Here is a 13340-nt window from a genome sequence, read left to right on the forward strand (position 1 = left end):
TGTAGGTTATGACCATGAGAAAACAATTTCGCGCCCCATGGGATCTTAAACTCATTGCAATAACTTCAGGGATTATCATTGTATTTGGAGGCCTGAATTATGTAGCTCAAAACCTTTGGTCCGCCATTCTATTATGGAGCATTGTTTTGGGCTGCGCCGCTTTTGGGGTGTATGGCTACAGTATTCAGGATGGGAAACTGAAAATTCTTCGCCTTGGTTGGTCTAAGGATATTCAGCTTTCAGAGATTAATAAAGTAGAAGAGAAACCCAATGCGATGTTAGGTTCGTTTAGGAGGTTTGGGATAGGCGGAGTGTTCGGATATATAGGTTATTTTAGCAACAGTATTTTAGGCAGATATAAGGCTTATTCAACGCATACCAAGCAGACCGTAGTTATCTATACAAAAGAAGAACAGATCGTCATCTCTTCCGATAGTCCCCAAGAGTTTGTAGCCTCTCTGAAGGAAACGATAATGTAGAATTCCATAGCTATCCGCAACTATTTAATATGCCGTGGGTATTTCTTTAGCCGCGCTCCTCAACCACTTTCTCATATGCGGCTTTCACTTTCACTCCTGCAATGGCTTCGTTCACATTAAATAAGTGATCCCCAATTTTTTCGAGGCGATTAAGGTAATCAAGAAATACAAAACCGACTTTATTGGAATAGGCTTTGTTCTCAAGCTGGTTATAGTGGTATTCCAGCAGTTCATCCCGGTAGTCATTAATGTATTGCTCAATTTCCATCGCTTGGTCGAGATCTGCGTTTTCACTGTCAAGAGCCAGGTTTTCGCGCACATTTTGTACCCCTTCATGGATGAGATCCAGCATGTTCTTGATTCGGATCATAGAAGGTTCTGCCAGTTCGGTACCTTCTGATTGCATACGCTCAAAAGTTTTAGACATTTGGTAATAAATGTCGCCAATGCGTTCCAGATCATTGATCATGCTGTGTATTCCACGAATCCGGCGAGTAGCTTCTTCGGTTAGATTATAGCTGGAGATCTTGGTTAGGTATTCTGCTATTTCCAGTTCTATGGTATCGGTGATCTCTTCCCTTTTTTTAAGTTTAGCTAAGAACTGATCTTGTTTATTCTGCTTGTTGAAAAGCAATCCCTGTAAGCTAAAGTGCATTTTTTCGATCAGTTTGGCGAAGAGTTCTAACTCTTTATGGGCTTGTGATATGGATAGTTCAGGGGAGGACATCATTCCGGAAGAAATATATTGAAGACGATAGGTGTTATCCGCTCCTTGTTTGTCTTTTTGATATTTCTCGATCAGCTTAACGATCCGGGGAACAAAGCCAAATAAGAGAATTACATTCAGAATATTAAAAGTGGTGTGAAATAATGAAAGTGCAAGCGTAGCATTAGCCCGTCCGATTTCATCTGCTGCCACAAAAACGGAGCCGGCCCCCGGAGAGAAATAGCTCATGATATTATCTATTCCAACTAAAAAGGGCTGCATGAGCATGAGCATCCATATCACCCCAAAAACATTGAACACAAAGTGAAATCGTGCGGCTCTTTTTGCATATACATTTCCAACGAGGGCCGCTATATTTGCCGTTACGGTAGTTCCAATATTTTCACCAAGAACCATGGCTGCGGCAATTGGGAAATCGATCCACCCCTGAAATAACATCACTAAGGTAATAGCTGTTGCCGCGGATGATGATTGCGTAATTAAGGTTAAAACAGTTCCTATTACCACAAAAATTAAAATGGAGATAAAACCGAATTCAGTAAATTGATCAAGGAACATGAACATCTCAGGATTATCCTGAATGTTAGGGACGGCATTTTTAATAAAATCTAGTCCGATGAAGAGAATCCCAAAACCGATCATCGCCTCAGCCAGGTTGCGTAATTTCTCTTTCCCAAAAAACATAAATGGGAAGAACAGACCGATCAGCATCACGGCAATGGGAGTGACCTCCATCTTAAACCCAAAAATGGAAACCATCCATGCGGTAACTGTAGTACCGATATTTGCCCCCATAATAACCCCGGTTGATTCCACAAAAGTGATAAGACCGGCGTTCACGAAACTGACAACCATTACTGTGGTAGTGGAAGAAGATTGGGTGATGGTGGTGGCTGTAAATCCTGTGAAAAGACCCCGAAGGCGAGTGGTGGTCATTCCTTTAAGGATGGCCCGGAGTTTACTTCCGGCAACTTTTTGGAGGCCGTCACTAAAGACTTTCATCCCATAAATAAAGATCCCGAGTGCTCCGAGCAGTTGGAGAAAGTCAAAAAAGGTATAAGCCATTGTATACGAGTAAGTGTGCTGAGATGAGCGGGAAGATAACAGATATTAGGTCGATCTAAAACCGATTGCCATAAGTTAAAGAAGCCAATTTTAGTCCTACTTGTTTAAACTCGCCAACGCTTTTTTAATAACTATCGAGGCGTCTTCACTGCCGGTCTCTTTTAGTGCTTTCATAACCGCCTGCTCCGATTCTTTTTTCTTAAAACCAAGCGATTCAAGAGCAGAAATAGCTTCACCCGTAACGCTCGATTCGGATGAAGAGGTAGGGGTAACACCGGCAGAAGCTGCGTATTCCGCAAGCTTGTCTTTCAGTTCTACAATGATCCTTTCCGCTGTTTTCTTACCAATTCCGGGAACTTTGGAAAGTGTTCCGGCTTCACTGTTGGTGATAGCTCCAATAAGCTGATCAGCCGGTAATCCGGATAAAATAGTAAGCCCTAATTTCGGGCCAACACCTTTTACGGTGATGAGTTTCTCGAATAGCGCTTTTTCATCTGAAGAGAAAAACCCAAACAACCGCTGATCGCTGTCGGTGATGTGGTGATAGGTAAGGAGTTTTACTTCCGAGCCGGCGCTTTCCAGTTGTTCTTGAGTGATGGAGGAAATTTCAACCCGGTACCCTACACCGGATACATCAAGGATCACAACTCCTTCTTTTTTTTCTTCGATGTAACCTTTCAAAAATGCGATCATATTTTCTGGAACTGATTCTTAATTCAACAATTAGATTTCCGCCTTCGCGGAAATGACTTGATGGGACAAATTGGATAGACCCTAACTTACCTTTATCTCGTTCCGTAGCTCCGCTGCGGAATGCTTACTTGAGGCTCTGCCTCACGCTTATTCAGAGATCAAATTCATTGGACAAATTAATTACATCCCCTTTACCCGTTCGGGATTGTCTGCTACGAAACTGGCCCAATCTCCTTTGGCGTTATTCTGGTGCGTTTTCTTTTTGGCTGAACCGGGGATCCCTTTGCCTTTCATCATATGACACCAGGCTACAGCCAAAGCGTCCGTTGCGTCATTGGATAGTTTCTCATCCGGTAACTTTACCATTTTGTTCAACATAAATGCGACCTGCTCTTTATTGGCATTCCCATTTCCGGTGATGGATTTCTTTACCACCTTTGGGAAATACTCCACAGCCGAAAGTCCGTTGTTGGTAATGGCCAACATGGCCGCAGCCTGTGCGCGACCCAGTTTTAGCATGGCCATGGGATCAACCCCGTAAACAGGAGTTTCAACTGCACAGGCAGTAGGTTTATTAGAACGAATAATCCCTGATATTTTGTCAAATATCACCTGCAATCGCTCGGCATGATCATCGATGTCGGCCATACGAATTACATCACACCGTAAGGCGATCAGCTGTCCGTTTTCTTCCGTCAACAGGGCATAACCGGTGTTTCTGGAGCCGGGATCAATACCGAGGATTATGTCAGGCATATGTTATTCGTCGTCTTTGTCGCCGTAAAATTTAGCAAGATCGTTTATCATTTCCTCTGAGATTCCTGAATTTACAAAACCACCATCGTGGAACAGGTTCTGCATGGTCACTTTTCGGGTGAGGTCAGAGAATAAAGTAACGCAGTAATCGGCACATTCATCAGCAGAAGGGTTCCCCATTGGTGCGATCATATCGGCAAAAGTGTACATGCCGTCAAAACCTTTGATGCCGGTTCCGGCTGAAGTTTTAGTTGGGGCCTGTGAAACCGTGTTTACACGAATTCCTCTTGGGGCAAGTCTGCTTCCATAGTTTCGGGCGATGCTCTCAAGCAGTGCTTTTGCATCATTCATATCCGAATACTTTGAGAAAATTCGTTGCGCTCCTATGTAGGAAAGAGCTACAATACTTCCTCCGTCATTAAGCACATCCATTTTTTCAGCATGGTGAAGAACGCGGTGAAGAGAGATAGCAGAAATATCCAGCGTTTGCTGCAGCCAGTTATAGTTAAGGTCGGTGTATTCTTTTTTCTTTCGCACGTTTGGTGACATCCCAATAGCATGAAGGATGAAATCAACTCCACCTAAATGCTCTTTGGTTTGATTCATGAGATCTTCGATCTCGTCATCCTTTGTTACATCACAAGCGATGATAGGTGCGCCGGTTTCTTCGCCTAATGCATCAAGGGCTCCCAATCGCAAAGCAACCGGTGCATTTGATAGTACGAAGTCTGCACCTTCTCGCTTACATGCCAGGGCAATTCTCCAGGCGATGCTGCGCTCGTCCAATGCTCCAAAAATAATTCCTTTTTTTCCTTTTAATAATTCGTAACCGTCACTCATTGTTTATCAGTTTCTTATTGTTGAATGGTATCAAGGGAAATTCACGATAATCTTGGTAAAATGATAGTGAAGTGAAAGTTGAAAGTTGATAGGGTGATATTTTTTGTAAGGAATTGACTTGAAAGTGCTCTTACTTATTAAAAAGTAACAAACATTAGGGCTATGAAATATGATAAATGGGTAGAAATTATACCTATAGAAATGAAAGAAGATGTGGCTTGGCGATTAGAGGCGTATAGGCTTGGCCTTTTTTTATCGGATGCTTGTTGGAAGGACACTGAAAAAATAATTGAGATAAAGAGGTTTTCTTTAGCAGATCAATTAGTGCAAATATTATTGAGGGATACTCTAGAAGATCAAAAAAAGAAAAAGCCAGATTTTATGAAATTTCTCTTGGTTCAGCTCGTGAAGCAAGAGATTGGTATTTCAAAAGCCGACACGCAATTAGTTATGATCTTGCTTATACAAGAATTAAAATGCTGACTTCAATCATAAAATTGTTGCAAAGTATGATAACTGATCAGCGTTGGAAAAGTAAATCCAGCTAAATCACTCTATCAACTTTCAACTATCACTCCATCACTAAAGCGCCAGCTCCAACTGCTCCCACACTGTCTTCTCATTTAAATTTAGATTAGACAATGTGATACCCAAAAGCCGAACCGGTCGTTTTCCAACTTCAGTTTCTTCCATCAGTTTCCGGACGACATCCATGATATCCCGATATCTGTTCGTGTAGTGAGTAAGGGAGTAACTTCGGGTGATAGTGTCAAAATCATCGTAGCGGACTTTGAGGGTGATGGTCTTGCCGGCCGCGTTGATCTTCTTCATTCCTTCAGCAATGGTTTGAGCCAGTTCATCCAGAAAGTTATTGATCCACTCCAGACTCTCAATATCCTCCGAAAAGGTTCGCTCCTTACCATAGGACTTTCGAACCCGATGCGGTTTCACTTCCCGGTGATCAATGCCTCTCACGATCCGGTAATAGAATCTTCCGGACTTCCCGAATGCCTTAACAAGATCTATTTCACTCCATTGTTTCAGATCTGCACCGGTTTTGATCCCAACAGCGTTCATCTTTTTCTGTGTAGCTTTTCCAACGCCAAAGAACTTTTTGATATCCAGTTCTTCCAAAAAGGCTTCCGCTTTTTCAGGGGTGATGAGGGTAAGACCGTTTGGCTTGTTGATATCGGAAGCAACCTTCGCCAAAAACTTATTATGAGCAATTCCTGCTGATGCTGTCAGTTTTGTTTCTTCATAAATACGTTCTTTGATCTCTTTTGCAATGAGTGTAGCAGAAGGCAGGTTTTTGTGATTTTCTGTGACATCTAGAAAAGCCTCATCCATAGAAAGTGGCTCCACCAAGTCGGTGTATTCAAAGAAGATCTCTCGGATCTGCTGAGAGGCTTTTTTATAGGCATCGAAATTGGCCTTGACAAAAATACCGTGTGGACAAAGACGAACAGCTTGTGAGGCGGGCATAGCAGAGTGTACACCAAATTTCCTTGCTTCGTAACTGCAGGTAGCTACAACGCCACGACCACTGGGATTGCCTCCAACGATCACCGGCTTCCCTCTCAGTTCGGGATTATCCCGCTGCTCAACAGAGGCATAAAAAGCATCCATGTCTACATGAATGATCTTACGAATAGGGAATTTGGAGTCCATAACATAAATTACACATATAAAATCTGATTCAAAAGAGGAATCGTATATTTATATGGAACAATAACTCTATGGGATGCATTTAATTAGGAGATCATAAAGAAACAAAAAACTTATATGAGGCGATCAAAACGAATTTTAGTACTTAACACGCTGATCTTTTCTTTGATGATCTTCACGGTTAGTTGCTTTAATAATCCAACCGGAACCGATGAAGATAATGAGGAAGAACCGGATCAATATTCCCACACTCAAAACCCGGGGCTTTCTGCAAATGATTTCTTATCAAATGAAAATTATACTGACTTAGTTATTGAAGTTGATTACATGCCGGGCTATGCGCCCAATCAACAGGCCATTGACAGCCTTCAGGCATTTTTGGAACGGAGATTGAACAAAACAACGGTGACTATTTTAGAGCCGACTGAAGTACCTTCCGGAGATCAAAGTCAATATTCTGCATCAGACGTTCGCGATCTTGAAAGTGAGCACCGCAGTGAGTTTACTGAAGGTGAAACACTGGCAGCCTACATGATCATTGTAGATGGAGAATATGAGCAGCAAAATGTACTTGGGATAGCTTATTATAATACATCAAATGCATTTTTTGGCCCGGCTTATGATCAGGCATCTTCCGGATTTGGAGCGCCTTCCAGGTATCAGGTTGAACCCACTTCTCTACGACATAAATTCGGCCATTTATTTGGCTTGGTAAATATTGACGGGTCAGGAACCGATATGCAAACAGATCATCAGGATGAACAGAATGGACATCATTGTGACAATGAAAATTGCCTGATGTACTACGCCATGGAACGGCCGGATCTGATTTCACAATTTTTTGATGACAGTGTTGCTGAGCTGGACGCCAACTGTATTGCCGATCTTCAGGCTAACGGTGGTAAATAAATAAAAAAGGGGCTCTGTTTCAGAGCCCCTTTTTAACACTTTCTAAATATTGTCTAAAGCTAATTTGTAGGTAGGGTCTTCAAGTACATTCACATCGATGATGGCATCAGCATTTTGAAGCAGATTACGACAGTCTTTACTTAAGTGCTTCAGATGAACCTTTTTCCCTACCTTACTATATCGTTCGGTTATTTTGTTCAAAGCTTCTATAGCTGACATATCTACCACCCTGCTTTCTTTGAAATCTATAATGACCTCGTCAGGATCGTTCAGTACATCGAACTTGGAGTTGAAAACGGAAATTGAACCGAAGAAAAGCGGTCCATAGATCTCGTAATGTTTTGCACCATTTTCATCAATGTGTTTACGGGCCCGAATTCTTTTAGCGTTGTCCCAGGCAAAAACGAGGGCTGCGATGATCACCCCAACCAAAACCGCCAGTGCCAGATTATGAAGCACGGCCGTAACTAAGGTTACCATCACCATTACAAAAAGATCGGAGACGGGCATGCGGTTAAAAGTTTTCAAACTTGCCCATTCAAAAGTTCCAATGGCAACCATGATCATCAAACCGGTAAGTGCAGCCATGGGTAATAATTCGATCATCCCGGAACCAAACATGATGAATACGAGCAGCATTACTGCGGCCACAATTCCTGAGATTCGCGTGCTTGCGCCGGAAGATACGTTGATCAAGCTCTGGCCGATCATCGCACAACCACCCATCCCGGAAAAGAATCCTGAGAAGATGTTTGCTGTACCCTGTGCCACGGCTTCCTGATTTCCATTGCCGCGGGTTTCAGTGATCTCATCAATAATATTTAGGGTCAAAAGACTTTCGATCAATCCAACTCCGGCGATAATTGCGGAATAAGGCAAAATGACCATGAATGCTTCCCAGGTGAATGGAATTTGAGGTATATGGAATGGAGGGAACCCTCCCTGTATGGAAGCAATATCACCCACTGTTTTCGTCTCAATGCCGAATACAACCACAATGGCAAAGATGGTTAATATGGCGACTAAGGAGGCCGGTATTTTTTTTCTGAACTTCGGCAGCCCCCAAATAATTGCCATCGTTAAAACAACCAACCCAAGCAGGATATAAAGTGGTTCACCGGTCATCCAATCACCGGAAGGGGTCTTAAATTGGTCAAGCTGAGACATGAAAATGATGATGGCTAATCCATTCACGAAACCAAAAATTACAGGATGAGGAACAAGGCGCATTAGCTTACCAAGCTTTAGGACTCCGGCGGCTATCTGGATCAATCCGGCCAAAACAACGGCAGCAAAAATGTATTCAGGTCCATGCGAAATAGCTAAGGCTACTAATATAACTGCAACCGCACCGGTTGCTCCGGAGATCATCCCCGGGCGGCCGCCGATGATAGAAGTCACTAATCCAACCATAAAGGCGGCATAAAGTCCGGTTAAAGGAGAAAGCCCGGCGATCATTGCAAAAGCAACGGCTTCCGGAATCAGTGCCAGTGATACAGTGATACCGGCTAGAATTTCAATTTTATAATCAATCTTATCATTGAGACCGAAAAGGTCTAAATACTTTTTCATGTAGTTTAGTCGTACTAAATATTGTTGTTTTAAATCGGGAAGGGTTCTGGGGTAGAGATGAGCTTATATGTTGAAGAGAGGGGCAGAACCGTTTCTGTTTTACCGTCCAAAATTACGCAACAATTAACCACTTGGGAACAGCAACGCCTAATTATTCATGTTATAAAATCATGAACTTAGTTGCATTTAAATAAAGAGTTTTTGAAAGCGGTTTTCAGGTGAGATAGTCGGGGAAATTTTTTTTAGCTAGAACTAAATCCGGCACAGAAAGACCCTTCATTCAGGAAAAAAAGAGCGGTTTTTAAAAAATTTCTAAAATAAATTTTTATTTCTGTGCGAGAAGTTATCCCTGTTTGAACTTGAATAGGTTTTCTTTGCCTACTTTTTCTTCCCCTTGGTTTAAGGCATACATGGAATCAAATAGTACAATTGGGTTTTCTTCCATGTCTTTGGTTACGTGAGTTGAATAACTCGCTTCCAATTTTTCGATAATATCATCCCTTTCATTGGGAAGCCATCTTGCACAGAAATAGGAAACGGGAGTCTTGATCAGTTCAACCCCATATTCGGTGAGCATGCGATGTTCCACCACTTCAAACTGAAGTACCCCTACAGTTCCAAGTAATAATTCATTACCAACACCATTTGGCACTTCAAAAACATGAACCACTCCCTCTTCCGAAAGCTGCTTTAATCCTTCACGGAGTTGCTTTCGTTTGAATGGATCTTTGGTGGCCACTTTCTGGAAATGCTCGGGGGTGAAAAGTGGTATCACATCAAAATTAACTTCATTCTTCTCAAAGATGGTGGTACCGATCCGGAATGAACCGGGGTTGAAGATAGACACGATATCACCGGGATAGGCTTCTTCCATGAGCTGCCGGTCATCTCCCATCAGGGTATGCGGAGTAGACATTTTAATTTTCTTTCCCGTTGACGCGATCGTTACCTGCTGGCCTCGTTCAAACTTCCCTGAAGCCACCCGAATAAAAGCAGCACAGTCACGGTGATCAGGATTCATGTTAGCCTGCATCTTAAAGATAAAGCCTGAAAATCCATCATTCAGATCACGGACAATTCCATCGGGTGTTTTATACTGCTGTGGATGAGGGGCCAGCTGATGGAAATAGTTCAAAAATACATCCAATCCAAAGTTGTGTAAGGCAGAGCCAAAAAATACAGGAGTTACTTTTCCGGAAGCATATTCATCGCGATCCATTCCTTCATACATCCCATCGATCAGCATAACCTCTTCGCGGAAGGCTTCTTTTTCCATATCAGACAAAGAAGAAGCATCAATAGCATCTTCCACATCAAGAACATCGGTCACGGCCTTTTTAGCTCCGTGTTCTGTTTTTTGATAGATGTGCACCTTTTTGGCAATGGCATCATATATACCTTGAAATTTTTGCCCGTAACCCATCGGCCAGCTTGCCGGCACAGCTTCAATACCAAGCTTGGTTTCAATATTACTTAGTATTTCGAGCGGGTCCATACCCGGGCGATCACACTTGTTCACAAAAGTGATGACCGGAACTTCACGAAGCTTACATACTTCGAATAATTTCTCGGTTTGTTCCTCAACGCCTTTGGCAACATCGATCACCATCAGGCCGGAATCAGCAGCAACCAGGGTCCGGAGCGTATCTTCAGAAAAATCTTTGTGGCCCGGGGTATCCAGGAGATTATATTTGATGCCGTTCTGCTCAAAACGTAACACGGATGAGGTCACAGAAATACCACGCTCCTGTTCTATCGACATCCAGTCGGAAGCTGCGTGCCGGGTTGCTTTTCGGGCGCGGATGGATCCGGCCTCGTGCAGGGCTCCGCCATACAGCAATAGCTTCTCGGTGAGGGTGGTTTTACCCGCATCGGGGTGCGAAATGATAGCGAAGGTTCGCCGTTTTTTCGCCTCTTTGGTAATTTCTGTCTCGGCAGTGGCCGTGCTCATAATGTCTCGTTCAGCTTGATTGAAGCTTTAAAGATACGGCCTTTTAAGTGAAGTTTGTAGTGGAGAGTGAGGAGTAAAAAAGTGATGAAGTGGGTTATTTCAACTACAGATCTATGTTAAGGAGTTTCTCCGCTCGGGCGGGGATTAAGGGGTGGGTCAGTGTGGCTAAGATTTCTTAGAGTTCATTCTAGCTATGATCTTACACGTTGAGACCGGGAGGCCCCTCAATGCATTACCAACCGGGTTGTTGGGAACGAGGGGTAGTATGATTTAGTCAATAAATATCTTAGCCAGTTCATCCCTGAGATCTCCCATGGGGGCTCCGGAACGGTTGATGGCAAAAGCAACCACCACACCATTCTCCCGATGAAGGAAAAACATGGTACTCCCTCCGACGGATCCTCCACTGTGTCCTTTCCACTCATTTCCTTCGGAATCGATGAAGGTGCTCCACCCAAATCCATATCCGGTAGATTCCCCATCTAAGGTTTGCAAAGGAGCCATAAATCGATCGAGCGTTTCTGCGGTTAGAAATTCATTGGTCAGATGAGCTTCTCCAAAACGAACCATATCCTCAGTTGTGGAAAGAAATCCGCCACCGGCCCATTTGTAGCTGTTGTCCACATAAGGAGCTTCTTGATTGGATTCAGCGCTGTCATCATACACATAGAAAAGCGTGCGGTTAGGAATATCCTGATCGGCATGGTCGGGCATGGTGTTTGTTAAGTTCAATCGGTCAAAAACCTGTGTCTCCATAAAGGGTAAGAAATCCTGACCGGAAGCACCTTCCATTACAGCGCTGATCAAATTCCAACCATAACTTGAATAGGAGTAATCGGTTCCGGGTTCAAAAAGCAGCGAATCATCTTTAAAGATCTCAAGCCCTTCTGTAATAGAAGTGTATTTTTTATCACTCATAAATTCATCTCCCCTGTAATGACGAATTCCTGCAATATGTCCGGCCACCTGTTCAACGGTGATCTCAAATTCTTTCTCAGGAAAATCAGGTACATAGGTTTGAATAGGCTCGTTGGGATCCAATTTTCCATCCTGAAAAAGCAGAGCCGCCCCGGAAGCAGTATAGGTCTTGGAAACACTTCCGATACGGAAAAGCGTTGAGGCAGGATCGGCGGGCACCTGATTCTCAACATCCATATATCCGTATCCTTTCGACCAGATGACTTCCCCACCCCGATAAACAGACACACTCATGCCGGGAATGTCATGCTCTTCCACATAGGTTTGCAAGACTTCATCGGCTGCGCTGATGTCTTGTTGTATCTCCGGGTCGGGCGTATTACATCCTGAGATCCAGATGAAAAGTAACGGAATAACATAGAAAGTGATTTTTTTCATGATGTAGATAATTTGGCGCGAATTATTCAGACCGGGTTAGGCGATAGATCAAAAGAGCGGCGCGTTTTGTAAGGTCTTTATAGGTCTTTAGGTTGATGGTTTCATTGGGGCCGTGAGCACCGCTTCCCATGGCTCCGAGCCCATCAAGTCCGTCCACATAATTAGCAACGAAGGAAATATCTGCAGCTCCTCTCCTTCCGGGATCGTAGGCTTCCACTTCACCCAGTCCCAGGTCTTTACTTAGTTCGTCTAACACACTCAGTAATTCCATGTTTCCATCGGTAGGTTCCATGGGCGGATAGCCCTCATAGATGGTAAGCTCTGCAGAAGTTCGGGGCAGATGGTCAGATACAATTTCCCTCATTTTGGCGAAGGCACGGTCACCTTGTTCGGTAGTTAAAAATCTAATTCCACCATGGGCGATCGTTTTCTTGGGAACAATGTTGGTTTTACCGCTTACGGTACCTCTTATCTGTTCCTCATCATAATCCACCTCATTTCCGCCCAGAATAACGCCCACATTATAGGTGAGGTTTTCTTCCCGAAGTTCCTCGTAAAAACGATGTAGAATTCGCGAGGCTTCATAAACGGAACCGGCCCCGGTATAGTCACTGAAGATACCGGATGAATGTGCCTGTCTGCCTTCAACTTCAAGTTTCCAGGAAAACGAGGCTCGGCGGGCAACCGTGGCATAGCTGAATCCGGATGCCGTTTCAAAACCAAGGGCGACATCACTTCGTTTAGCTGCATCAACCAGATCTTTACGGCTAATGGAAGTTGGGCTTCCGGCCTTTTCCTCATCTCCGGTATAGGCTACAATTATTTGTGCATCAGGAATAGCTCCTGCTTCTTTTAACGCTTTAAGAGCATAGAAGATCATCACGTTGCCGGCTTTCATGTCGTTTACTCCGGGACCTGTAGCTACAGAATCATTCAGCATTTCAAATTTCTGAAATGGGCTGTCCGGCTCAAAAACGGTATCGAGGTGACCGATAAGGAGTAGTTTTTTTCCTGAGTTTCCTTTTTGCTCAGCAAAGAAATGTCCGGCCCTGCTTACCTCATCCTGTGGGATCCAGCGGGTTTCAAAGCCCAGCTCATCATAGGCTTCGATATAATTATCTCCAACGTTACGAACGCCATCAAGATTAAGGGTTCCGCTGTTGATGTTTACATTGGTTTCCAGGAATTTCAATGCTTCGGCATGATTGGCATCGATACGGTCAAGGATCTTTTGTTCTGTCTCCGTAAGCTGCTGGGCAACCAAGTTAATGGAGAAGAGCAAGAACAGTGCAGTGGTTAAAAACTTCTTCATAAATTAAGGCCTGTT

General features: G+C 43.6%; 12 protein-coding genes. 3 read left to right on the plus strand and 9 right to left on the minus strand.

The features are described 5' to 3' along the window. The first annotated feature begins 14 nt into the window (after positions 1-14). Positions 15-479: a PH domain-containing protein gene (locus ACFSVN_RS02055; protein ID WP_390297870.1), complete on the plus strand. Its 465-nt coding sequence runs from the start codon at positions 15-17 to the stop codon at positions 477-479. Between the two features lie 46 nt (positions 480-525). On the opposite strand, the gene ACFSVN_RS02060 is transcribed toward ACFSVN_RS02055, so the two are convergent. The 4 genes from ACFSVN_RS02060 to ACFSVN_RS02075 all read right to left on the minus strand — a co-directional run bounded on the left by ACFSVN_RS02060 (position 526) and on the right by ACFSVN_RS02075 (position 4560). Next, a complete protein-coding gene (locus ACFSVN_RS02060) occupies positions 526-2271 on the minus strand; it encodes a Na/Pi cotransporter family protein (RefSeq protein ID WP_390297873.1) in 1746 nt (581 codons plus the stop codon). 96 nt (positions 2272-2367) lie between these two features. Then, complete coding sequence (gene ruvA, locus ACFSVN_RS02065) at positions 2368-2964, minus strand: Holliday junction branch migration protein RuvA (protein WP_390297877.1); 597 nt, start codon at positions 2962-2964, stop codon at positions 2368-2370. A 180-nt stretch (positions 2965-3144) separates the two neighbouring features. Next, positions 3145-3720 carry a crossover junction endodeoxyribonuclease RuvC gene (ruvC, locus tag ACFSVN_RS02070; RefSeq protein ID WP_390297880.1) on the minus strand — a complete coding sequence of 192 codons (576 nt, stop codon included), beginning with the start codon at positions 3718-3720 and terminating at the stop codon, positions 3145-3147. Between the two features lie 3 nt (positions 3721-3723). After that, on the minus strand, positions 3724-4560 hold the full coding sequence (locus ACFSVN_RS02075; RefSeq protein WP_390297883.1) for an enoyl-ACP reductase FabI: 837 nt from the start codon (positions 4558-4560) through the stop codon (positions 3724-3726). 335 nt (positions 4561-4895) lie between these two features. Between ACFSVN_RS02075 and ACFSVN_RS02080 the strand changes: the two genes are divergently transcribed. Next, a complete protein-coding gene (locus ACFSVN_RS02080) occupies positions 4896-5108 on the plus strand; it encodes a four helix bundle protein (RefSeq protein WP_390298239.1) in 213 nt (70 codons plus the stop codon). Between the two features lie 34 nt (positions 5109-5142). Here the strand turns inward: ACFSVN_RS02080 and dinB are convergent, their stop codons facing one another. Beyond that, complete coding sequence (gene dinB, locus ACFSVN_RS02085; protein ID WP_390297886.1) at positions 5143-6228, minus strand: DNA polymerase IV; 1086 nt, start codon at positions 6226-6228, stop codon at positions 5143-5145. Positions 6229-6342: 114 nt separating this feature from the next. Between dinB and ACFSVN_RS02090 the strand changes: the two genes are divergently transcribed. Next, entirely contained in the window at positions 6343-7134 is a 792-nt protein-coding gene (locus ACFSVN_RS02090) for a peptidase (RefSeq protein ID WP_390297889.1), read from the plus strand. A gap of 42 nt (positions 7135-7176) precedes the next feature. On the opposite strand, the gene ACFSVN_RS02095 is transcribed toward ACFSVN_RS02090, so the two are convergent. The 4 genes from ACFSVN_RS02095 to ACFSVN_RS02110 form a co-directional block, all read right to left on the minus strand. Next, complete coding sequence (locus tag ACFSVN_RS02095; RefSeq protein ID WP_390297893.1) at positions 7177-8706, minus strand: SulP family inorganic anion transporter; 1530 nt, start codon at positions 8704-8706, stop codon at positions 7177-7179. A gap of 343 nt (positions 8707-9049) precedes the next feature. Further along, positions 9050-10657, minus strand: a complete 1608-nt coding sequence (locus tag ACFSVN_RS02100; RefSeq protein WP_390297896.1) for a peptide chain release factor 3 — start codon at positions 10655-10657, stop codon at positions 9050-9052. Positions 10658-10927: 270 nt separating this feature from the next. Beyond that, positions 10928-12013 carry a serine hydrolase domain-containing protein gene (locus tag ACFSVN_RS02105; protein ID WP_390297899.1) on the minus strand — a complete coding sequence of 362 codons (1086 nt, stop codon included), beginning with the start codon at positions 12011-12013 and terminating at the stop codon, positions 10928-10930. A 22-nt stretch (positions 12014-12035) separates the two neighbouring features. Continuing rightward, positions 12036-13325: a M20/M25/M40 family metallo-hydrolase gene (locus ACFSVN_RS02110; RefSeq protein WP_390297902.1), complete on the minus strand. Its 1290-nt coding sequence runs from the start codon at positions 13323-13325 to the stop codon at positions 12036-12038. Positions 13326-13340: the final 15 nt, after the last annotated feature.

The organism is Gracilimonas halophila, from assembly GCF_042684365.1.
In the GTDB taxonomy this organism is placed as follows: domain Bacteria; phylum Bacteroidota; class Rhodothermia; order Balneolales; family Balneolaceae; genus Gracilimonas; species Gracilimonas halophila.